20 protein-coding genes are annotated in these 22,937 nt (G+C 60.6%); 14 read left to right on the forward strand and 6 right to left on the reverse strand.

The window, feature by feature from the left end:
* The first annotated feature begins 25 nt into the window (after window positions 1–25).
* The 3 genes from ACIONG_RS20080 to ACIONG_RS20090 are packed head-to-tail and all read left to right on the forward strand — an operon-like array spanning window position 26 to window position 3,673.
* On the forward strand, window positions 26–1,120 hold the full coding sequence (locus ACIONG_RS20080) for a DUF3419 family protein (protein WP_213027102.1): 1,095 nt from the start codon (window positions 26–28) through the stop codon (window positions 1,118–1,120).
* Window positions 1,117–2,385: an aminotransferase class I/II-fold pyridoxal phosphate-dependent enzyme gene (locus tag ACIONG_RS20085; protein ID WP_213027103.1), complete on the forward strand. Its 1,269-nt coding sequence runs from the start codon at window positions 1,117–1,119 to the stop codon at window positions 2,383–2,385. Before ACIONG_RS20080 ends, ACIONG_RS20085 begins: the two co-directional genes overlap by 4 nt.
* Window positions 2,342–3,673, forward strand: a complete 1,332-nt coding sequence (locus ACIONG_RS20090; RefSeq protein WP_401302269.1) for a phenylacetate--CoA ligase family protein — start codon at window positions 2,342–2,344, stop codon at window positions 3,671–3,673. The genes ACIONG_RS20085 and ACIONG_RS20090 overlap by 44 nt, the downstream gene beginning before the upstream one ends.
* A gap of 7 nt (window positions 3,674–3,680) precedes the next feature.
* Here ACIONG_RS20090 and ACIONG_RS20095 read toward each other — a convergent pair whose 3' ends face one another.
* Entirely contained in the window at window positions 3,681–4,658 is a 978-nt protein-coding gene (locus ACIONG_RS20095) for an NADPH:quinone reductase (RefSeq protein WP_401302271.1), read from the reverse strand.
* A 162-nt stretch (window positions 4,659–4,820) separates the two neighbouring features.
* Here ACIONG_RS20095 and hemF point away from each other — a divergent pair, with 162 nt between their 5' ends.
* Window positions 4,821–5,735, forward strand: coding sequence for an oxygen-dependent coproporphyrinogen oxidase (gene hemF / locus ACIONG_RS20100; RefSeq protein WP_103302891.1), 915 nt, complete (start codon window positions 4,821–4,823; stop codon window positions 5,733–5,735).
* 9 nt (window positions 5,736–5,744) lie between these two features.
* Window positions 5,745–6,566, forward strand: coding sequence for a shikimate dehydrogenase (gene aroE, locus ACIONG_RS20105; RefSeq protein ID WP_315444894.1), 822 nt, complete (start codon window positions 5,745–5,747; stop codon window positions 6,564–6,566).
* 91 nt (window positions 6,567–6,657) lie between these two features.
* Here the strand turns inward: aroE and ACIONG_RS20110 are convergent, their stop codons facing one another.
* The 3 genes from ACIONG_RS20110 to betC form a co-directional block, all read right to left on the reverse strand.
* On the reverse strand, window positions 6,658–8,226 hold the full coding sequence (locus tag ACIONG_RS20110; protein WP_401302274.1) for a SulP family inorganic anion transporter: 1,569 nt from the start codon (window positions 8,224–8,226) through the stop codon (window positions 6,658–6,660).
* A 210-nt stretch (window positions 8,227–8,436) separates the two neighbouring features.
* Window positions 8,437–9,357 carry a choline ABC transporter substrate-binding protein gene (gene choX / locus ACIONG_RS20115; protein WP_401302276.1) on the reverse strand — a complete coding sequence of 307 codons (921 nt, stop codon included), beginning with the start codon at window positions 9,355–9,357 and terminating at the stop codon, window positions 8,437–8,439.
* 16 nt (window positions 9,358–9,373) lie between these two features.
* Window positions 9,374–10,888, reverse strand: coding sequence for a choline-sulfatase (betC, locus tag ACIONG_RS20120; RefSeq protein ID WP_401302278.1), 1,515 nt, complete (start codon window positions 10,886–10,888; stop codon window positions 9,374–9,376).
* Between the two features lie 114 nt (window positions 10,889–11,002).
* Between betC and ACIONG_RS20125 the strand changes: the two genes are divergently transcribed.
* Window positions 11,003–11,953 carry a choline sulfate utilization transcriptional regulator gene (locus tag ACIONG_RS20125; protein WP_103302896.1) on the forward strand — a complete coding sequence of 317 codons (951 nt, stop codon included), beginning with the start codon at window positions 11,003–11,005 and terminating at the stop codon, window positions 11,951–11,953.
* Window positions 11,954–11,957: 4 nt separating this feature from the next.
* On the opposite strand, the gene ACIONG_RS20130 is transcribed toward ACIONG_RS20125, so the two are convergent.
* Complete coding sequence (locus tag ACIONG_RS20130) at window positions 11,958–12,620, reverse strand: NAD(P)-dependent oxidoreductase (RefSeq protein ID WP_401302280.1); 663 nt, start codon at window positions 12,618–12,620, stop codon at window positions 11,958–11,960.
* An 84-nt stretch (window positions 12,621–12,704) separates the two neighbouring features.
* Between ACIONG_RS20130 and ACIONG_RS20135 the strand changes: the two genes are divergently transcribed.
* Window positions 12,705–13,031: a DOPA 4,5-dioxygenase family protein gene (locus ACIONG_RS20135; protein ID WP_401302282.1), complete on the forward strand. Its 327-nt coding sequence runs from the start codon at window positions 12,705–12,707 to the stop codon at window positions 13,029–13,031.
* A 16-nt stretch (window positions 13,032–13,047) separates the two neighbouring features.
* Here the strand turns inward: ACIONG_RS20135 and ACIONG_RS20140 are convergent, their stop codons facing one another.
* A complete protein-coding gene (locus tag ACIONG_RS20140; RefSeq protein WP_401302284.1) occupies window positions 13,048–13,449 on the reverse strand; it encodes a GFA family protein in 402 nt (133 codons plus the stop codon).
* Between the two features lie 320 nt (window positions 13,450–13,769).
* On the opposite strand from ACIONG_RS20140, the gene ACIONG_RS20145 reads away from it, so the two are divergent.
* From ACIONG_RS20145 to ACIONG_RS20175, 7 genes are all read left to right on the forward strand, one after another.
* Window positions 13,770–15,077: a CitMHS family transporter gene (locus tag ACIONG_RS20145; RefSeq protein WP_103302900.1), complete on the forward strand. Its 1,308-nt coding sequence runs from the start codon at window positions 13,770–13,772 to the stop codon at window positions 15,075–15,077.
* A gap of 85 nt (window positions 15,078–15,162) precedes the next feature.
* On the forward strand, window positions 15,163–15,930 hold the full coding sequence (locus ACIONG_RS20150) for a TerC family protein (RefSeq protein ID WP_103302901.1): 768 nt from the start codon (window positions 15,163–15,165) through the stop codon (window positions 15,928–15,930).
* A 503-nt stretch (window positions 15,931–16,433) separates the two neighbouring features.
* Window positions 16,434–18,092: a Na/Pi cotransporter family protein gene (locus ACIONG_RS20155; protein WP_103302903.1), complete on the forward strand. Its 1,659-nt coding sequence runs from the start codon at window positions 16,434–16,436 to the stop codon at window positions 18,090–18,092.
* 177 nt (window positions 18,093–18,269) lie between these two features.
* Window positions 18,270–19,679: an insulinase family protein gene (locus ACIONG_RS20160; RefSeq protein ID WP_315444889.1), complete on the forward strand. Its 1,410-nt coding sequence runs from the start codon at window positions 18,270–18,272 to the stop codon at window positions 19,677–19,679.
* 225 nt (window positions 19,680–19,904) lie between these two features.
* Complete coding sequence (locus tag ACIONG_RS20165; protein WP_401302287.1) at window positions 19,905–20,933, forward strand: DUF5924 family protein; 1,029 nt, start codon at window positions 19,905–19,907, stop codon at window positions 20,931–20,933.
* A 55-nt stretch (window positions 20,934–20,988) separates the two neighbouring features.
* Window positions 20,989–22,137, forward strand: coding sequence for an ABC transporter permease (locus tag ACIONG_RS20170; protein ID WP_401302289.1), 1,149 nt, complete (start codon window positions 20,989–20,991; stop codon window positions 22,135–22,137).
* Window positions 22,134–22,937 (forward strand): ABC transporter ATP-binding protein, encoded by an 804-nt coding sequence (locus ACIONG_RS20175; protein WP_103302907.1) that lies wholly within the window; start codon window positions 22,134–22,136, stop codon window positions 22,935–22,937. The genes ACIONG_RS20170 and ACIONG_RS20175 overlap by 4 nt, the downstream gene beginning before the upstream one ends.

Below are 22,937 nucleotides of genomic sequence, written 5' to 3' on the forward strand. Positions count from 1 at the left end.
CCCCGATGGGTGCCGGGAGGCAGGCATGGCTGACTACTTCCAGCAATTGAACTACGCACTGGGGGATGAAGACTCCGCACTGGAATACGCGATCCTGCCCGCACGTGCCAGGCATGTGATGGGCATCGCCGGGAGTGGCGGACGGCTGTTGCCGCTGTTGGCCCGCAGTCCGGCGCGCATGACCTGTACCGATATCAGCGCGCCGCAACTGGCGTACACGCGGTTACGATTTGCCCTGCTGGAACAGACCGATCACGAAACGTTCATGGATTTCATGGGGTACCGGGCGGGGACTCTGGTGTCACGACGCCAATCCATCCTGCAGCAACTCAACGTACCGCGAGCCGATCGGCGCTGGCTGGCGGAGTTGTTCCAGGCCCGTCAATGGCAAGCGCCGATCTACATGGGGGCGTTCGAGCAAACCCTACAGCGGTTGGCGAAGATCAACCGGCTATTTACTGGCAAGGCGGGTCGGGAGATTTTTCAGTGCCGGGACCTCGACGAGCAAACGAACTATTACCGAACCCGTTTCCCCCTGAAGCGCTGGCGGGCGGTGATTGCGTTGTTGGGCAACGCAGCGGTGCTCAACTCGCTCCTGTACAAGGGCTCGTTTCCCCGCAACAACCTGGGTATCAGTTCTCGCGAGGTGTACCTGGGGATTTTCCATGCCCTGTTCACCACGCAAGTCGTGCGTGAGAGCTTTTTCCTGCAAATGCTGTTTTTCGGTGAACTGCGCGACCCGCAAGGTTTCCCGCTGGAGTGCGAGCCGGAAATTTTCCACAAGGCCCGTGAAGCTCTTCAACAGTGCGAGTTGCGGGTGGTGCAGGCCGACATCCTCGATTGCGCCGCCAACCACACGGATATCGATTTCGTCTCGCTCTCGGACGTGCCTTCCTTCATGCCCAAGGCCACCGGTGCCAGCGTCTTGCAGCGCTTGCGCCCGTCATTGGCCGAGGAAGCGCTGACGGTCATCCGTGCCCATTTGCATGTTGTCCGGCCCGATTGTGCAGGTTTCTGCGATACCACCGCCGAATACCAGGCAGCGATTGCACGAGAGAAAACCCAGCTCTGGCGTGTGCAGGTCTATCGCCGGACGACATCTTTGCAGGCATCCCGATGAATACTCAGCAACCGACCGTCAATTGGGTAAAAAACCGTGTCAGACAGGCGCGCGCCGATCAGCAGCAGTTGTTCGATTCCGGGCTCAACGGCTTGGAGCTGGTCAGGCGCGAGGGCAAGGACATTGAGTTGAGCAGCGGAGAACGGCTGACCGAGTTCCTCTCATGCTCTTACCTGGGACTGGAGTGTGATCCACGCCTGATTCACAGTGCGGTGAGCGCCGTGAAATCCTTTGGTGTGCAGTTTGCCGCCGCACGCACCCGAGCCCTGCTGCCGCCCATGCTTGAGCTGGATGAGCAGTTGAACCAGATATTTCAGGGGCACACGGTCACCTTCAACTCGGTGGGCAGTGCGCATCTGGGCTGTCTGCCTTTGCTGGGTTCTGGCGAGTTGCCGTCCTACCCGTTACGGCGTGGTCCTTGCTGGATCGTCGACCGGGCGGCGCATGCCTCGATGCAAGTGCTGCAAGGGATTCTGTGGCAGTTCGGGCCCGTCCAGCGTTGCGATTGCAGTGATGTGGAGCAAGTCGAGCAGGCCTGCTCCACTGCGGTAGCCGCTGGCAATACCCCGATCATCCTGACCGACAGCATTGGCTCGATGCGGGGTGTGTATCCGATCAATCGACTGCTGCAACTCGCGGAGCGCTTTGAGGGATATCTGTATGCGGATGATGCTCACGGCACCTCGATCCACGGCACGTCAGGGGGTGGTTATGCACTCGCCGCGGCCGATGCACGACTGCGCCACCGCTTAATCCTTCTGTCTTCGCTGTCCAAGGCATTTGGTGCGACGGGCGGGGCGATTACCGTGCTGACCGCCGCCGATGCCGAGATGATCAGACGCCATGCGTCGACCTATACCTTCGGCGGGCCACTGTCGATGGGCGGCGTTGGCGCGGCGGTCGCCTCCGGGGACATTCACCTGTCGCCTGAGCTCGGGCTATTACAGGCGGCCCTGTGGCGAAATGTGGCCGTGATCGACGCTTTGCTAGGCCCGGTGCTGGGTAACCATGAAGTCGCCTCGCCTATTCGTTTTGTCCGTGTCGGCGCCGAGCGCGATGCGATCAATCTGGCGCTGCACCTGCGGCGGCAGGGCATTGCGGTCACCACCGCACTGTTTCCGGTGGTGGCCAAAGGTGAGGCGATTCTGCGTCTGGCCATCAGTGCGATCCACAGTCAGACCCAGTTGGAATGTCTGGCCAATGCCATCACGGACGGATTCGATGAGTTGGGCATTCGTCAGGGAGGGCGCGGCGATGAACATTGATCCGACAGTCCCGCCCGATAAGGCCTTTGCGCGCAAACTTGCCGATGCGCGGTCACTGCCGTGGTTCTGTAAATTGTGTCCGCAGATCCTGCAGGTGCAGACCCGGGAAGACCTGCATCGCCTGCCGATCCAAGCCGTGGAAGATGAACACGGTGGTGTGTTGTTTTCCGCGCTGGGCGAGGCTTCGCACCGTGCGCCGGGTGGCGGGCTGACCCTGACGTCGGGAGGCAGCACCGGCAACCGTAAACACATCACCCATTCCTGGGCATTCAACGCGAGCATCGTGCCTTTGGGTGCGAGGATGTTCGGTGTGGCGGATGAACGTCCCGGAGTGGTCATCAACTGCCTGACCGCCGGCGAGATGCAGGGCGCTTTTCAGTACGCCGCAGCCATCGTCGAGCACATCGGTGCGCGCCTGTTGCCCGCTGGAGCATTGATGGGCGTCCAGCGGATTGCCAAGCTGATTCAGTCGCAAACGGCCGATGCGTTGATGTGCACCCCTTCCTTTGCGGCGGCTCTTTTCAACCGCGACGATATTGATACAGAGCAATTGGCCAGTCTGCGATGGCTCTACTACATCGGGGAGCCATGCAGTCAGCGGCTGCGCGATCAATTGGCGCGGGACTGGCCCACCATAAAGGTACGGTCGCTGGGCTACAGCTCGACGGAGACCGGCCCCATCGGCTTTCAGTGCGCTCATCTTGAGCACGGGTTCTATCATCTGCACGCCGACGCCATGCTGCTCGAAGTGGTTGATCCACTGACCCTGCAAGCAGTGGCCGAAGGTGAGCGCGGCGAGTTTTTGCTGACATCCCTGCTGCCAGATCACGTGCCGCTGTTGCGGTATCGGATTGGTGATCGTGGGCGGGTGCTGCGTAATGTGGCGAAGTGTGCCTGTGGCAGCACACTGCCCGTGCTGCAACTCGAGGGGAGGGTCGAAACCACGATCAAACTGGGCGGCGCGATCGTCACGCAGCGGCAGGTCATGAGCGTACTCGCCCGGGCGCTGCCTGACCTGGACACCAGCGACGTTCAGGTACAGATCAATCGGCAGGCCAATGGTGCCCGCATGCGACTGGTGATCGCTCAGGACAAACTGCCTGCCCGTGCAGAAGTCGCCCTCGAACAGGCGTTGCAAAGCGAAGCGCAAGCCAGCGCTCTGCTCAGATTGCCTGGCGTGTTGGGATTGCGGATACAGCGTCTTGACCGCAGTGGTTTCGAAACAACCTCTGCCGGCAAGACGCCGTTTTTTGTCGAGCTGGGCATTACCCCGGACTCAACGAGGTAGCGTGGTGTCACGGCAGCAGGACGGTCGAGCCGGTGGTGCGCCGAGCCGACAACTCGGTCTGCGCCTTCGCTGCGTCAGCCAGTGGATAACGCTGGCTGATATCGACCTTGAGCTTGCCGCTGATGATCATTTCGAACAGCTCATCGGCCATGCACTGCAGGTTTTCGGCGTTGTTGGCGTAGGTCGCCAGGGTCGGACGGGTCACGTAGAGCGAGCCCTTCGCCGAAAGGATGCCCAGATTCACGCCGTCCACTGCGCCAGAGGCATTACCGAAACTCACGACCAGACCGCGCGGCGACACGCTGTCCAGCGACGTCAGCCAGGTGTCTTTGCCGACGCCGTCGTAGACCACCGGGACTTTCTTGCCGTCGGTCAACTCCAGTACGCGTTCGGCAACATTTTCGTGGCTGTAGTCGATGGTTGCCCAGGCCCCGTTGGCCTTGGCCAGATCGGCTTTTTCTTTCGAGCTCACTGTGCCGATCAGCTTCACGCCCAACGCCTTGGCCCATTGGCAGGCCAACGAGCCGACGCCCCCGGCAGCGGCGTGGAACAGGATGGTTTCGCCACCCTTGAGTTCGTAGGTCTGGCGCAGCAGGTATTGCACGGTCAGGCCCTTGAGCATCACCCCGGCGGCGGTTTCAAAACTGATCTCGTCCGGCAGCTTCACCAGATTGGCTTCAGGCAGGACGTGCAATTCGCTGTAGGCGCCCAACGGGCCACTGCCGTACGCCACACGATCACCGACCTTGAAACGGGTGACGTCGCTGCCGACCGCATCAACGATGCCGGCGCCTTCAGCGCCCAGGCCAGACGGCAGGGCTGGCGGTGCATAGAGGCCGCTGCGGAAATAGGTGTCGATGAAGTTCAGGCCGATGGCCTTGTTGGCCACACGTACTTGATTGGGACCGGGTGCCGCGGGTTGGTAGTCAACATATTCGAGCACTTCGGGACCGCCGTGGGCGCGGAACTGGATACGCTTTGCCATCTGCCTGCTCTCCTTGGGTCTTTTGCGAGGTCCCTATCCAACTCTCATGCTTGATCTTCGTCAACTGCGGCGCGCTTGCCTGCGGTGGTATGCTACGCGCCCATTTGCGCCGACCCCCGCCTGCGGGGCGCCGCGTAGTTATGCCCCGTTCAAGGTGAAGCCATGACGACCCGCACCGACGCCGTAAAGGCCTATCTGCTCGACCTGCAAGACCGCATCTGCGCCGCACTCGAAAACGAGGACGGCGGCACGCGTTTCGTCGAAGACGCCTGGACCCGGCCTGCCGGCGGTGGTGGTCGCACCCGCGTGATCGAGAACGGCACGCTGATCGAAAAGGGCGGCGTCAACTTTTCCCACGTCTTTGGCAGCGGTCTGCCACCCTCGGCCAGCGCCCATCGTCCGGAACTGGCCGGCCGTGGCTTCGAAGCCCTGGGTGTGTCGCTGGTGATTCACCCGCACAACCCACACGTGCCAACGTCCCACGCCAACGTGCGCTTTTTCATCGCCGAGAAGGAGGGCGAAGAGCCGGTCTGGTGGTTTGGCGGCGGCTTCGACCTGACCCCGTATTACGGCAATGAAGAAGACTGCATTCACTGGCACCGCGTCGCCGAGCAAGCCTGCGCGCCGTTCGGCCCGGACGTGTATCCGCGCTACAAGGCGTGGTGCGACACCTACTTCCACATCAAGCATCGCCACGAACCGCGCGGCATCGGCGGCCTGTTTTTCGATGACCTGAACGAGTGGGATTTCGACACCAGTTTCGCTTTCATGCGTGCCATCGGTGATGCCTACATCGACGCTTATCTGCCGATTGTGCAGCGCCGCAAGAACGATGCGTTCACCGCCCAGCAGCGCGAGTTCCAGGAATTCCGCCGTGGCCGTTACGTCGAGTTCAACCTGGTTTACGACCGTGGCACGCTGTTCGGTCTGCAATCGGGCGGGCGCACCGAGTCGATCCTCATGTCGCTGCCGCCGCAAGTGCGTTGGGGCTACGACTGGAAGGCCGAGCCTGGTAGCGAAGAGGCGCGCCTGACTGAATATTTCCTGCAAGACCGCGACTGGCTGGCCCAGGCCTGAGGACATCTGATGGATCGTTACGTCGTTTTCGGTAACCCGATCGGTCACAGCAAGTCGCCGATGATTCACAAACTGTTCGCTGAACAAACCGGGCAGAGCCTCGACTACAGCACCTTGCTGGCGCCGCTCGACGACTTCGCCGGTTGCGCCACGGCGTTTTTCCAGGAAGGTCGCGGTGCCAACGTCACCGTGCCGTTCAAGGAAGACGCTTACCGCCTGGCCAACAGCCTGACGGCGCGAGCGCAACGCGCCGGCGCGGTGAACACCTTGAGCAAACTGGCTGACGGCTCGCTGCTCGGCGACAACACCGATGGCGCCGGACTGGTGCGTGATCTGACGGTGAATGCCGGGTTCAGTCTGACCGGCAAACGCATCCTGCTGCTCGGTGCTGGTGGCGCGGTGCGTGGGGCGCTGGAGCCGTTGCTCGCGGAGAAACCGGCGTCGGTGATCATCGCCAATCGCACGGTGGATAAAGCCGAGCTGCTGGCGGAACTGTTCTGCGATCTGGGCCCGGTGTCGGCCAGCGGCTTCGACTGGTTGCAGGAGCCGGTGGACGTGATCATCAACGCCACCTCCGCCAGCCTCACCGGTGAGGTGCCGCCGATTTCACCGAGCCTGATCGAGCCGGGCAAGACTCTGTGCTACGACATGATGTACGGCAAGGAACCGACTGCGTTCTGCCGCTGGGCCAGCGAGCATGGCGCGGCGGTGTCGATGGATGGCTTGGGGATGCTGGCCGAGCAGGCCGCAGAGGCATTCTTTCTGTGGCGCGGTGTGCGTCCTGACACGGCGCCTGTGCTTGCAGAATTGCGTCGGCAACTGGCCCTTTAAAAGCATCGCTGGCAAGCCAGCTCCCACAAGGATCTCCTGAATCCCTGTGGGAGCTGGCTTGCCAGCGATTGAGTTCGACACGGATATCAGATCAATCCTCAAACCTGATCGGACATTTCTCTGGCCCTTCAAGCTTCCTCAACTCTTCCACCACCTGCGGCCGCGCCCGGCGCAAGGTCAGGCTGCGATCCTGGCTCAGCAAGCGCCGCGCCTCCTGATGCAGCATCTCCACGCCCGAATAGTCGATGAAGTTGATCTGCTGCGCCTCGATCACCACCCGCGCGCCGTGCAGGCGTTGCAGGCGCACTTGCAGGTAATGGCTGGCGCCGAAAAAGATCGAGCCGCCGACGCGCAGCACATCGTCCTCGCCATCGCGCCAATGCTGCACCCGTGGCTGCGAAGTGCGTTTGAGGTAAAAGAACAACGACGCCAGCACCCCCGCGTAAATCGCCGTCTGCAATTCCAGCAGCAATGTGGCCAGACACGTCAGGGCCATCACCACGAACTCGGCGCGGCTGACACGCAACAGCGCACGGATGCCGCGATGATCCACCAAGCCCCAGGCGATCAACAAAATGCTGCCGGCCATGGCCGGGATCGGGATGTGCGCGATCAACCCGGCGCCGAAAATTGCGAACAGCGCGACCCAGATCGCCGAAAACATCCCGGCCAGCGGCGAGCACGCACCCGCCTCGTAACTCAACCCCGAGCGGGTAAATGATCCGGCGGACAACGATCCGGAAAAAAACGCCCCGACGATATTCGAGAAACCTTGCGCGCGAACTTCCTGATTGGCATCGAGCAACTGCTGCGATCGCGCAGCAATCGAACGGGCAATCGACAGGCTGGTGACCAGTCCGAGCATGCCCACCGCGATCGCACTCGGCAGCAGGCGCAGAATCATGTCGAGATCCAGCGGCAATCCACTGAACGGCGGCAACCGCCCCACAAAAGCACTGACCAGATGCACATGGCCGAACATCGCCGGCCACAGCCACACCACCAGACTGGCCAGCACTAACGTGATCAGCAGGGTCGGCCAGCGTGGCACCATTTGTTTCAGCACCACACCGACGAACACAGTTGCCACGCCCAGCAGCAATGAAGGTTTATCCACCGCCCGCCAATGCCCCAGCAGATCCATCAGGCTGGCGAGCGCCGTGGCTTTCGCTGGCAACTCAAGCCCCAGCAGATTCGGCAACTGCCCAATGGCAATCACCACTGCCGCGCCAAGGGTGAAACCGAGCACCACCGAATGCGAGACGAAATTCACCAGTGCGCCAAAGCGCAGCAAGCCGAGCAACCACTGGAAAATCCCGGCAAGAAAGGTCAGCAGCAGAATCAGGGTGATGTAGTCCTGGGAGGCCGGCACGGCCAACGGACTGACGCTGGCATACAGCACAATCGAAATCGCCGCCGTCGGGCCACAGATCAGGTGCCACGAGGAACCCCACAGACAGGCGATCAGAACCGGGATGATGGCGGCGTAGAGGCCATATTCGGGGGGGAGACCGGCGATCAGGGCGTAGGCAATCGACTGCGGTAACGCGAGAATCGCACCACTGAGGCCGACGATCAGATCCCGTCCGACGCTGGCGCGGGTTTGCCGGGGCAGCCAGGTGAGGAAGGGAAGCAGTGAGCGGCGACTGGGGAAGGCCATGGGTCCTCGCGGTTGGGGTTTTCAACAAGCCTATCAGGACTCAGCAATCATTGTGGCGAGGGGATTTATCCCCGTTCGGCTGCGCAGCAGTCGCAAAACCATCGCATTCGGTTTACCTGATACACCGTGAATACTGGATTTGGGGCCGCTTCGCAGCCCAACGGGGATAAATCCCCTCGCCACAGGAAGTGGGTCAACTGTTGGATACCGTTACAGCTTGGCTTTCACAGCAGGCAACGCATCCTTGCCATCAGCCGTCTTCACTCCATCCAGCCATTTGTCCAACACCGCCGGATTCGCCTTGATCCACGCCTTCGCCGCATCTGCATTGCTGACCTTCTTGTTCACCACCTCGGCCATGATGCTGTTCTCCATCTCCTGAGTGAACGAAAGATTGGTCAGCAATTTACCCACGTTCGGGCAGGCCTCGGCGTAACCCTTGCGCGTGAGAGTAAACACGCTACCGGTGTCACCGAAGTATTTCTCGCCGCCCTTCAGGTAATGCATTTTCAGCTGCACGTTCATCGGGTGCGGCGTCCAGCCGAGGAAGGTCACGAATTTCTGTTTCTTCACCGCCCGCGACACCTCGGCGAGCATCGCCTGTTCGCTGGACTCGATCAGCTTCCATTGACCCAGGTCGAAGTCGTTCTTCTTGATGATTTCCTGCAACGAGATGTTCGCTGGTGCGCCGGAGCCGATGCCGTAGATCTTGCGTTCGAACTTGTCGGCGTATTTGTTCAGGTCGGCAAAGTCATGCACACCCGCGTCCCATACGTAGTCCGGCACCGCCAGGGTGAACTCGGTGCCGTCGAGGTTTTTCGCGAGTTGCGTGACATCCCCGGTCGCGACGAACTTGTCGTAGAAGCCCTGCTGCGCCGGCATCCAGTTGCCGAGGAACACATCGACCTGGCCATCCTTCAAACCGCCGAAGGTGATCGGCACCGCGAGGGTGTCGACCTTGGCCTTGTAACCCATGCCTTCCAGCAGAAACCCGGTGATGGCGTTGGTCGCGGCGATGTCGCTCCAGCCGGGGTCGGCCATTTTCACCGTCTCGCAGCTTTGCTCGGCGAATACCGATCCGCTGGCCAACGCCAATAAGCTGGTCGTCAGTGCTGTGGATAACTTGCGCATGGACTTCCCCTTAACATTATTGGTTTTGGCAGGGTTGTGGATAACGGGCCTTGCGTTCCAGATCGTCGAGGTCGATGTGGTTGCGCATGTACTGCTGACTGGCGTCGACCAGCGGCTGGTGATCCCAGCTCTTCAGCTTGCCGATGGTCAACGCATCGGCGACAAATCGGCGTCGGCGCTGGCTGGCGAGCACAGCGCGGTGAATGGCCGGGATGTCCCACTTGGCTCGCGCTTCGGCGAGAAAATCGTCGAACAGCGAACGATATTGCGGCGAATAGCTGAGTTCTTCCAGTTCACGCGGATCGTTGTGCACATCGAAGATCAGGCAAGGGTCGCTTTCACTGTAGATAAATTTGTAGGCGCCGCGACGGATCATCATCAGCGGGCTGATCGTGCCTTCGGCCATGTATTCGCCGAAAACTTCGTCGTGGCCGCCCTGCCCTTGCAGATGCGGCATCAGCGAACGGCCATCCAGCGGCAAGCCCGGTTCCAGCGTGCCGCCGGCCAGTTCGACGAACGTGGGTAATAGATCGGCGGTGGATACGGCGGCGCTGATGCGGCCGGCATTGAACTGTCCGGGAGCACTTATCAACAGGGGCACGCGGGCCGCCATTTCAAACCAGTGCATTTTGTACCAGAGACCTTTTTCGCCAAGCATGTCGCCGTGATCGCCGGAGAAAACGATGACGGTGTCGTCAATCAGCCCGGTTTCTTCGAGAGTTTGCAGAAGTTTGCCGACGTTGGCGTCGATGTAGCTGCACGCACCGAAGTACGCACGGCGCGCGTCGCGGATCTTATCCACAGGCAGCGGCTTGTCCCATAGGTCGTAGACTTTGAGCAAACGCTGGGAATGCGGATCGAGTTCGTGTTGATCCGGCGTCGTAGGCAAGGGGATATCGGCGTCGTCGTACAAATCCCAGAACGCCTTGGGAATCGTGTACGGGTCGTGTGGGTGCGTCATCGACACCGTCAGGCAGAACGGTTGATCGCCGTCCTCGCGGATGTGATCGAACAGGTATTGCTGAGCCTTGAACACCACCTCTTCATCGAAGTCGAGCTGGTTGGTGCGTACGCACGGCCCGGCTTGCAGTACCGAAGACATGTTGTGATACCAGCTCGGCCGCACATCGGGCTCATCCCAGTTCACTGCCCAGCCGTAATCGGCCGGGTAGATGTCGCTGGTCAGGCGTTCCTCATAGCCGTGCAATTGATCCGGGCCGCAGAAATGCATCTTGCCCGACAGCGCGGTGCGGTAGCCGAGGCGGCGCAGGTAATGGGCGTAAGTTGGAATGTCGGCGGGGAAATCGGCGGCATTGTCGTAGGCGCCGATTTTGCTCGGCAACTGGCCGCTGACCAGGGTGAAGCGCGACGGTGCGCACAACGGGCTGTTGCAGTACGCGGCGTCAAACACCACGCCTTGGGCAGCGAGGCGGGAAAGATTGGGCAGTTTGATCGGCGAAGGGCCGTAGATCGGCAACATTGGCGCGGCCATCTGATCGGCCATGATGAAAAGAATATTCTTGCGCTTCATGTGATCGCGGCATTCCATAGTGAATATTTATGCGACATTGCTGCGATCGAGCATGGAGCCCATGCTGTATCCGGTAAAGCCCGCGCCGGACAATGACTAGGATAAGCACAGCTTATGTATGAAGCCCTTGGTGATCTGTCGCTCGACCTGCTGCGCGCCTTCGAGGCCGCCGCTCGGCATCGCAGCTTTACTGCTGCGTCGGTAGAGCTTGGCACCACGCAACCGGCGATCAGTCAGCAGATCAAACGGTTAGAGGAACAGCTCGGCACTCGACTGTTTGATCGCATCTACAGAGGTATCGAGCTGACTGAAGTCGGAATAATCCTGTTCGAGCAAGTTACCCTCGGGTTGCAGAATATCGACGCAGGCTTGAGCGCAATCAGCGCACAGCAGCAACATGAGGTGCTGCAAGTCGCCACCGATTTCGCTTTCGCGGCCTACTGGCTGATGCCGCGCCTGCACCGATTCCACGAAGCCAATCCTCACGTCGATGTCAGCCTGGTCACCAGTGAGCGCAACCACAATATGCTGCGCACCGATATCGATGTGGCGATTCTGTTTGGTGACGGGCGTTTCAAACAGGGCGAAAGCCATTGGCTGTTCAGCGAGGAAGTGTTCCCGGTGTGCAGCCCGCAATTGCTCAAAAATCGTTCACTACCTCTGCCCGCTCAGGCCTTGCTGGAGTTTCCGCTACTGCACCTGCGCGGTGAGAACAGCAGCAACTGGTTCGACTGGAGTGGATTGTTTCGCGAACTCGGCATCACTACCCCGCCCGCCCCGGGTCAATTGCGTTTCGACAATTACACGCTGTTGATTCAAGCGGCGATTGGCGGCCAAGGCGTGGCGATTGGTTGGCGGCACCTTGTGGATAACTTATTGACCCAGGGTTTGTTATGTCGACCGATTGCCGAAACCACGTTGTCGCGGTTGGGCTATTACGTGGTGTTGCCCCAGCGCAAACGCCGGGGCGCATTGATCCAGCAGTTTGTCGATTGGTTGATGATGGAGCAGGCGAGCAGTGCCGAATCACTCAATGGACTCGCACTGCCTTCCATCGCCGTGTAGCGACCTATTCGCTAGCCGCGACGAAATTCACATGTTGGCCTATATGCAGATTCAGCCGCAGCTCATCGGCAATCCCCACGGCCACCCGATTCAAACGCTCCAGCGGTTCTGCCAGACCCGGTTCGAGATTGCTGCCGACCTGACTGAAATGTTCGATCGTCAAACCTGCAACGCCGCGTGGTGCGTTGACCAGCGTCCAGTGCAGCGGGCTGCTTTGCAGTGCTTCGCGAATTTCCTCGGCGGCGTGGCGTTGCAGACGATCATCCAGATCCTGCTCGTCGAGCACGGCAAAATCACCCACCAGAAACAACCGCGAGACGTTGGCTGCCTGCAAACCATCGACCAATGAATCAACGGCCAATACCTGCTCCACGGGGCCCAGCAACACGGATCGTTCTATATGCTCGCTACTGAATGGCAGGCCCGGCGCATCAAGCAGACAGATCACTGCCGAACTGCCGGCCACGCTTTGATTGACCCGTTCGGAATCGAACAGATCGCCGCTTTTGGTACGTAAACCCGGACGCGGTGCGAGGGCGGTGAGGTCGTCGAGTATTGCGATCACTTCGTGCTGACGGCGCAGCAGTTCAGCCATCAACGCAGCGCCCAGGCTACTCATGGCACCATAGAGCACCACTTTTACCACCGGGGTTTCGGCATTTTTCATGGCTGATCCCTTTTTGTTTTCCCTTGTATGGCGTGTGACACACGCTCAACGTCGAGGGTTCGAACCGATTTGCGAGGCTTTCAGATGCAAGCGATCAAGGGCTATCACGCCCACGTTTATTTCGATGCCGGCACGCTTGAGCAGGCGCGGGCCTTATGTGAGCAGGCAGCACAATTGTTTGCGTTGAAAATGGGCCGCGTTCACGAGCGCCCGGTCGGCCCGCACCCGGACTGGAGCTGCCAACTGGCCTTCGGCCCGGAGCTGATCGGCGAGGTGTTGCCGTGGCTGGAGCTCAATCGCAACGGCCTGGTGGTGTTCCTGCACCCGGACACCGGCGACGACTTGCTCGACCACACCGAGCACGCGATCTGGATGGGCGCGATCCGGCCGCTGGATCTGTCTATTTTTTGAGCACTCTTTAGCCCGGCTAAAGCGTTTCCTCCGGCTCGCCCGGCAGGTGTTCGTCCAGATGCAGCCAAGGCAGTTGGCTATCCGTCCAGATATGCCGCTCGGCCGCTGCCTGCTCCGGGTGATCCAGCGTGGCAATGGTCACGTCGATGCTCTCAGGGCTGAGCAACGTCACCAGCGCCAGTTGCGCGCCGCAATCCGAGCAGAAGAACCGCGCACAGCTACTCGACGAGTCATAGCGCGAAGGTGTGCCGGCCAACCATTGGAAATTCGCCGCCGGTACGGTGATCCACGTCGTGACGATACCGCCGCTGACCTTGCGGCAGATCGAACAGTGGCAGTGCGCGATGTCGTGCAGCGCACCGCTGAACTGATAACGAATGTGTCCGCAATGGCAGCCACCGCTGTGCAATTCGCTCATCCTCAAAGCCCTCCTCCCTATGTTCATTGACTCTAGTTCGCATCCGACGATCGGTTGACCGTTCATTCAAAGCTTTCATCAGCGAAAGCTGGCTGAAAGCTTGCCCCATTAGGATCGCCTCACTTCCGGCAAAAGACCGGTTGGCCAACGCATGTGATTGCTCGCACGCCAGGCCCAATTAACAACAACAATGGTGATTCTGATGTCCTCTGTAGCCCGCCTCCTCGCTCCCACTCCGCCCGTACGTCTCGTGCTTCCCGTTCTGCGCTGATCCGCCCGATCTGCTCATTCCCTAGCCGCGCTACGCCTGGAGTATTCCCATGCTGACTTTCCTTGGCTTCGCCATGGTCATCACGTTCATGTTCCTGATCATGACCAAGCGCCTGTCCGCGCTGATCGCCCTGATCATCATTCCGATCATCTTCGCCCTGTTTGGCGGTTTCGCGCCGAAGATCGGCCCGATGATGCTCGAAGGTATTACCAAGCTCGCGCCGACCGGCGTGATGTTGATGTTCGCCATTCTCTACTTTGCCTTGATGATCGACTCCGGCCTGTTCGACCCGGCCGTGCGCAAGATCCTCAAACTGGTCAAGGGTGACCCGCTGAAGGTGTCGGTCGGTACCGCTGTACTGGCGCTGGTGGTTTCCCTCGACGGTGACGGCGCGACCACTTACATGATCTGCGTGGCCGCCATGCTGCCGCTGTACAGCCGTATCGGCATGAGCCCGCGAATCATGGCCGGCCTGATCATTCTGGCCGGTGGCGTGATGAACATGACCCCATGGGGCGGCCCGACTGCCCGTGCGGCGAGTGCGCTGCATGTCGATCCGTCGGATATCTTCGTACCGATGATCCCGGCCATGGCCGCCGGTGTGGTGGCGATCCTGGTGATTGCCTACTTCTACGGCAAGCGTGAGCGTGCGCGTCTGGGTGAGTTGCACCTGGCGGGCGACGAAATCGATCACAGTGAAATCAGCGTCTCGCAATTCCCGGATGCCCGTCGTCCGAAACTGATCTGGTTCAACGGTGCGTTGACCTTCGGCCTGATGTGCACGCTGATCGCCGGCCTGCTGCCGCTGCCGGTGCTGTTCATGGTCGCGTTCAGTATCGCGATGATCGTCAACTACCCGTGCCTGCAAATGCAGAAGGATCGCGTCGCCGCCCACGCCGGTAGCGTGCTGGCAGTGGTCGGGCTGATCTTTGCCGCCGGTATCTTCACCGGTATCCTGTCGGGCACCGGCATGGTTGATGCGATGTCGAAAAGCCTGTTGGCGGTGATCCCGGATTTCCTCGGCCCGTATCTGGCCGTGATCACGGCGCTGGTGAGCATGCCGTTCACCTTCTTCATGTCCAACGACGCTTTTTACTATGGCGTGTTGCCGGTGTTGGCCGAGGCTGCCAGCCACTACGGAATCACTGCAGTGGAAATGGCCCGTGCCTCGATCGTCGGTCAGCCCGTCCATTTGCTGAGCCCATTGGTGCCATCGACCTATCTGTTGGTGGCCCTGGCCGGCATCGATTTCGGTGACCACCAGCGTTTCACCCTGAAATGGGCGATTCTGGTTTGTATCTGCATCCTGATTGCTGCACTGCTGTTGGGGACTTTCCCGGTGTTCAGCACTCTATAACCCCAAGACTCACCGTTTCGGGTCCTGGCTTCGCGGTTTGAAGCCCGGACCTTTTTCGGTTTAACACTCGTACAAAGGAATACACATGGATTGGCTGACCAACCCCGAAATCTGGGTTGCCTTCTTTACCCTGACTGCCCTGGAGATCGTCCTCGGCATCGATAACATCATCATGATTTCGATCCTGGTCAGCCGCATGCCCAAGCACATGCAGCAGCGCACCCGGATCTTCGGTCTTGGCCTGGCCATGATCACGCGAATCCTGTTGCTGCTGTCGATCACCTGGGTCATGCGTCTCACCGCCGACCTCTTCGAGGTGTTCGGCCAGGGCATTTCCGGCCGCGACCTGATCCTGTTCTTCGGTGGTCTGTTCCTGCTGTGGAAGAGCTCGCAAGAGATGTACCACGCACTGGAAGGCGAAGACGAAAGCGACGACACGCCTGGCGGCAAGGGCGGCAACTTTCTCTACACCATCATCCAGATCGCGATCATCGACATCGTCTTCTCGCTGGACTCGGTGATCACCGCGGTCGGCATGGTCTCCCATGTGCCGGTGATGATTGCAGCGATCATCGTTGCCGTGCTGGTGATGATGCTGGCGTCGGGCAAGATCAGCGAGTTCATCGACAAGCATCCGTCGCTGAAGATGTTGGCGCTGTCGTTCCTGCTGGTGGTCGGTACGGTGCTGATTGCCGAGTCGTTCGACGTGCATGTACCGAAAGGCTACGTCTACTTCGCGATGGCGTTCTCGCTGGCGGTCGAGGCAATCAACATCAAGCTGCGCGGCGCAATGGCCAAGAAGAAAAAGCAGCAGGATCCGGTAAAACTGCGCAAGGACATCCCGGGGCAGTAATCGGGATTTCCAGCAGCGAGTACAAAACCTGTGGGAGCTGGCAAGCCAGACTCCCACAGGTTTTTTCATGCACCGATAAATTTGCGTCAGTGCGCAAAACCTGTAGGAGTGAGCCTGCTCGCGATAGCGGTCTGTCAGTCAACAGCAATGTTGAGGCTGATGGCCCTATCGCGAGCAGGCTCACTCCTACATTTGCTTTGGGCAACATTCAAACACCGCGATCCCTGTGGGAGCTGGCTTGCCAGCGATAGTGGAGTGTCAGCGACGTCAATGTTTGCTGGACGGACGCCATCGCTGGCAAGCCAGCTCCCACAAGTGGCGGCGTTGATTTGGAAGGGGATGCATGAAGCTGTTTTCATGACACTTTTGTTTCAATCGGCACTTTAGCTGTGCAATGCTGGCGCCCAGTCCGTTCGCCAACTACAGCTTAAGTATCAGAACGTAGAAACCGTGCGGTACCGTCAACTTGCTCCTCTGGAGCGCTGCTATTACAGGGGGTCTGCATGCTCACCCTGCTCAATCTGCTTTCCGCCGTCGCCCTGCTGATCTGGGGCACGCACATCGTCCGAACCGGCATCCTGCGGGTGTACGGCACCAATCTGCGCCATGTGATTGGCCAGAACATGTCCAAACGCTGGCTGGCCTTTGTCGCCGGCATCGTCGTCACGGCGATGGTGCAGAGCAGCAACGCCACCGCCATGCTCGTTACTTCTTTTGTCGGCCAGGGCCTGATGGCGCTGACCCCGGCGCTGGCAACCATGCTTGGTGCCGACGTCGGCACGGCGCTGATGGCGCGGGTGCTGACGTTTGACTTGTCGTGGCTGTCGCCGCTGCTGATTTTCCTCGGGGTGATTTTCTTTCTGTCGCGCAAACAGACGCGGCTCGGGCAGATGGGCCGGGTCAGCATCGGTCTGGGGTTGATCATTCTCGCGTTGCAGCTGATCGTCGAAGCCGCTGCGCCGATCACCCATGCACAGGGCGTGAAAGTGATTTTCGCCTCGCTCACCGGTGACATCCTTCTCGACGCCCTGGTCGGCGCGCTGTTCGCGATGATTTCCTACTCCAGCCTCGCTGCCGTGTTGCTCACCGCCACACTGGCCGGGGCCGCCGTGATCAGCCTGCCAGTGGCGATCGGTCTGGTCATCGGTGCCAACATCGGCAGCGGCGTGCTGGCGTTCATGAGCACCAGCATGCAGAACGCCGCCGGCCGGCAAGTGGCGTTGGGCAGCCTGTTGTACAAACTGATCGGCCTGCTGCTGATCATTCCGGTGCTCGATCCGTTGGTGCACTGGATCGACAGCCTCGATTTCAGCCCGCAGGAAATGGTCATCGGCTTCCATCTGCTCTACAACACCGCGCGCTGTCTGATTCTGCTGCCGAGTGTCGGGCCGATGGCGCGGCTCTGCGCCTGGCTGCTGCCGGAGCGACCGGAGGTCAACGGCACCGCCAAACCCCGCCACCTCGACGCCACCGCATTGGTCACGCCGAGCCTGGCCTTGGCCAACGCCGCGCGGGAAACCCTGCGCATGGGTGATCTGCTCGACAACATGCTCGATGCGACGCTTGATGTGCTGCGCGGCAAGCAGACCGCCGTCACCCAGGAAATGCGCCGGCTGACCGACGACGTCGAAGCGCTGTACAGCGCGATCAAGCTGTATCTGGCGCAGATGCCTCGCGAGGACCTCGGCGAGCACGACAGTCGACGCTGGGCCGAGATCATCGAACTGGCGATCAACCTGAAGCTGGCCGCCGACCTGATCGAACGCATGCTGCGCAAGATCCAGCAGCAGAAGACTTCGCAGCGCCGCTCGTTTTCCGAAGAAGGCCTGGAGGATCTGGCCGGGCTGCAGCAGCAACTGATCGCCAACCTGCGTCTGGGCTTGTCGGTGTTTCTCAGCGGTGATCGCGAAAGTGCCCGGCAATTGCTCCGGGAGAAACGTCGCTTTCGCGCCCAGGAACGCCGTTTGGCCCATGCGCATGTCAGTCGTCTGCAACGCAAGATCGTGCAGAGTATCGAGACCAGTTCGCTGCATCTGGAGTTGATTGCGGACATGAAGCGGCTTAACTCGCTGTTTTGTGGCAGCGCGTATGTGGTGCTGGAAACGACGGATACCGGCGCACTGGCAGCGGATGATATTGCTGACATCACGCATTCGCCTTGAACGTCTGGGGCCAGGGTCAGTCAGTAACACAGAGTTCAGCCTCAAAGGCCCCATCGCTGGCAAGCCAACTGCCACAGGGTTTTGTGAGCGCCGCAAATCCTTGTGGGAGCTGGCCTGCCAGCGATGGGGCCCTGACTGACGACACGGATCTCCAAATCAGCCGTATGGAAGCCTGTTATGCGTTGCCTGTTGTTCGCTTGTCTGTTGCTCGGTTCCCTGCCCGCCTTCGCCCTGGATCGTTTCCAGGTCGAAGGTTATGCGCTGCCCAACGGTTTGCAGTTGCTGCTCAAACCCGGCACGGAACGCGGGCATGTGGCGATCCGACTGGTGGTCGGCGTCGGTCTCGACGATTTCGATTGTGATGAAAAAGAGCTGCCGCACCTGCTTGAGCACTTGCTGTTCAGCGGCATCGACGCCACTGGCGAAGGTGGCCTCGAAGAACGCATGCAGGCGCTGGGCGGCGAGTGGAATGCCTTCACCAGCAACGCCGACACCACATTCGTGATCGAAGCGCCGGCGAAAAACCAGCGCAAGGTGCTCGACCTGTTGCTTGATCTGTTGACCCAGACCCGCATCGACGACAATGCCATCAACGCCGCCAAACGCGTGGTCGAGCGCGAGGACGGCGGCCATTACACCAAGTTGCAACGTTTTCTCGACCGTCAGGACCTGGGCCACACCGCGAGCAATCAACTGGCGGTGGAACTGGGCCTGAAATGCCCGCAGCGGGCTGAAGTCGGCCACCTGACTCAGGCGCAACTGGAGAAGGTACGCAAGGCCTGGTACGCGCCAAACAACATGACCCTGATCGTCGTCGGCGAACTCGACAAGCTGCTGCCGGCTTATCTGGAACGCACCTGGGGCGCCCTCGAAGCGGTTGACCCGAGCGAACACCGACCTTTGCCGGACATCCGCATCAGTGCCGCCCATGAACGCACCCTCACCCGTGGTTTTATCGGCGACAGCGCCAAGCTGCACTGGCTGGTGCCGGAGCCGGTGCTGGACGATCAGTACGACGAGACCTTCGATATCCTCAAGGACTACCTCGACTGGGCGCTGTACCGGCAAATCCGCCTGAACCATGGTTTGTCCTACGGGCCATGGGCCGAGCGTGAAGTGTTTGGTGGCGTCGGCTTCATGAGCCTGAATGCCGATCTGGATCGCGATGACGTCGACGAAGCCATCCAGGTGCTGGAAGACCTCAAGGCCGACCTGCTGAAAAACGGCCTCGATGCCGACACCTTCGCCCGGATCAAACAGGCCGCCATCGCTCATCAGGCCTGGGCGGTGCAAGGCAACAGCGCGCTGGCCGATTATTACTGGAGCGCGCTGGGGGATTACGAGGATGGCCGCTTCGCCAATCCGGCGCGGGAGCTGCAAGGCGTGACGCTGGAAACGGCGAACAAAGCCATGCGCGAGTTGCTGCTGCAACCGGGGTATCTGCGGATCGAGAAGCCGTTGATCAGTGATGATCAGGTGTTGTGGCTGGTGGCGGGCGGGCTCGGTGTGGTGCTGCTGATCCTGATCGGCTGGCGGTTGCGCCGCCGCCACAAATCTGCCACGAGATCCAGACCCAGTGATGAATGAAACCTGTGAGGAAAATCTAGGATGAGAAGGTTCCTGTGGTGAGGGGATTTATCCCCGATGGGCTGCGCAGCGGCCCCTACCCCGATAAACCCATTCCTCCAGACAAAACGCATTCGCCGGATTTGCGACGGCTGCGCCGCCGATCGGGGATAAATCCCCTCGCCACAGGGGTTATGTGGCGGTAACCTTTCCGAGTTTTTTCCTACAGTGTCGTGACCCCCCAAAATGCCAAAACTGACCCTGCTGATCCAGCGCATTCTCGAACTGATGAAGCGCTACCCCGGGGTCATTGCGCTGGGTGGTTTCATCTCCGGGGTCGGCAGTTTCATTCTGGTCGACCGCCAGCAGGGTCTGGCGAGCTGGATCACCATCATCATGCTGCTGAGCTGGATCTGGCTGATGCTGGAAAACACCCTCACCGGCCTGTTCACCCGCGTGTTCAAACGGGAAATCCCCCAGCCGCTGCTGCGTTACGCGACGCAGATGATCCATCAGGAAAGCCTGTTTTTCGTTCTGCCCTTTTTCTTCATCACCACGACGTGGAACAGCGGCCAGTTGATTTTCACCGGCCTGCTCAGCGTCGCGGCGTTGATCTCGATCGTTGATCCGCTCTATTACAAATGGCTGGCGCCACGGCGCTGGGCCTTTCTCGCGTTGCACACGCTGACCCTGTTCGCCGCCCTGCTCACCGCGCTGCCGGTGATCATGCACCTGACCACCTCGCAGAGCTTCAAATGGGCGCTGGGCATTTCCGTGTTGTTGTCGTTCCCGAGTCTGGCGTCGATCTTCCCGATCCGCACTGTGCGTAACGCCTTGGCGATTCTGTGCATCACCGTCGGCATCGGCGGCGTCGGTTGGGTGCTGCGTTCGTGGGTGCCGCCGGCGACGCTGTGGATGACCGACGTGGCGATCAGCACGCAATTGCAGGATCGCACCCCCGGCGCCAGCCTCGACGAGGTCAGCGCCGAGCAGATCCGCTACGGCGGGCTCTACGCCTATACCGCGATCAATGCGCCGCGCGGCCTGGACGAGCGGATTTATCATGTCTGGCAGTTCAACGGCAAAGAGGTCGACCGCATCGCCCTCGACATCCACGGTGGGCGCAAGGAAGGCTACCGGGCGTGGACGCACAAGCAGAATTTCCCCGGCAACCCGGCGGGCAAATGGCAAGTCCGGGTGCTCACCGAGGACGGCCAAGTGATCGGCGTGCTGCGTTTCGAAGTGACGGACAGCACAGCGACCAAAGAAAAGTAATCGGGTTCGTGCTATTACGTATGCCAGCGTATTTAGCCGATAAAGCACGGAGCTTATGACCAGCAGCTCGATGACAGGCAGTGCCCAACTGGACACGTCGATCAGCCCTGCCCGCCTGCGGGTTTCCGGGGACTGGACGCTTGCCCATTACGCCGAGCTCAAGCAACTGACCGAAAAGCTCCACGGCCAATACGACACCGCTACCTCGATCGATCTCAACGGTCTCGGCGCCCTCGACACCGCTGGCGCCTCCTTGCTGGTCGAGCTGCTCGGTTCCGAGCGCCTCGGCAAATCCGCCGAACACCCCGATTGCACGATTTCCCAGGCTGACCGCGCCCTGCTGCAAACCGTGTATCAGTCGATGACCGACTTCTGCGTGCCGATCAAAGAGCCGGAAGTCAGCGTCAGCGTGCAACTGCTGACGCGCATCGGCCGCGCCGTGGACACGGTCTGGCAGGACACCCTGCAAGTGCTGGGCTTCATCGGCCTGATCCTCGAAACCATCGCCCGTGGACTGTTCCGGCCCAAGCGCTGGCGGATCACGCCGATGATTGCCCACATTGAACAGACCGGCCTCGATGCCGCACCGATTGTGGCGTTGCTGACCTTTCTGGTCGGCGCCGTGGTGGCCTTTCTCGGCGCGACGGTGCTGGCCAGTTTCGGCGCGACGATTTTCACCGTGGACCTGGTGGGATTTTCGTTTTTACGCGAGTTCGGCGTGTTGCTGACGGCGATCCTGATGGCCGGGCGCACCGCCAGTGCCTTTACCGCGCAGATCGGCTCGATGAAGGCCAACGAAGAGATCGACGCGATTCGCACGCTGGGCCTCGACCCCGTCGAGTTGCTGGTGGTGCCACGGGTGCTGGCGATGCTGGTGGCGCTGCCGATGCTGACGTTTCTGGCGATGCTCTGCGGGATCATTGGCGGCGGCGTGGTCTGCGCGGTGTCGCTGGGGATTTCCCCGGCGATGTTCCTCTCGGTGCTGCAAGCCGACATCGGCATTCAGCACTTTCTGGTGGGGCTGGTGAAGGCTCCGATCTTCGCCTTCCTTATCGCGACGATTGGCTGTCTGGAAGGCTTCAAGGTCAGCGGCAGCGCCGAATCGGTCGGTGCTCACACCACCTCGGCGGTGGTGCAGTCGATTTTCGTGGTGATCGTGCTTGATGCGGTGGCCGCGCTGTTCTTCATGGAGATGGGCTGGTGAGTCGTCTACCCCGCGCGCCTTCGGAGGCGGTGATTGAAGTCCGTGGCCTGTGCAATCGCTTCGGCAGCCAGAGCGTGCACGAGAACCTCGATCTGGATTTGTACAAAGGCGAGATTCTCGCCGTGGTCGGCGGCTCCGGCAGCGGCAAGTCGGTGTTGCTGCGCAGCATCGTCGGCCTGCGCCGGCCCAGCGAAGGTCTGGTCAAAGTGTTCGGGCAAAACCTGCCGAGCCTGTCCGAGCATGAGCGTTCGCTGGTCGAACGGCGTTTTGGCGTGCTGTTCCAGAAAGGCGCGCTGTTCTCTTCGCTGACCGTCACCGAGAACGTCGCCCTGCCCCTCATCGAACACGCCGGCCTCAGCCGCGAAGACGCCGAACATCTTGCGGCAGTCAAACTGGCGCTGGCCGGGCTGCCGCTGTCGGCGGCGGACAAGTACCCGGCCTCGCTGTCCGGCGGCATGATCAAACGTGCGGCGCTGGCCCGGGCGCTGGCGCTGGATCCGGACATTCTGTTTCTCGATGAACCCACCGCCGGCCTCGATCCGATCGGCGCGGCGCAGTTCGATCAACTGATCCTGACCCTGCGCGATGCGCTGGGCCTGAGCGTGTTTCTGGTGACCCACGACCTCGACACGCTCTACACCATCACCGACCGCGTGGCGGTGCTGGCGCAGAAGAAAGTACTGGTTGCCGGCCCCATCGACGTTGTTTCCGAAACCAACGACGCGTGGATTCACGAATACTTCCACGGCCCGCGCGGCCGCTCGGCGCTGGACGCCGCCAAATTGCTCAACGAGGTCTGA

The sequence above is a fragment of the Pseudomonas sp. NPDC087817 genome, from assembly GCF_044742875.1.
Lineage (GTDB): Bacteria > Pseudomonadota > Gammaproteobacteria > Pseudomonadales > Pseudomonadaceae > Aquipseudomonas.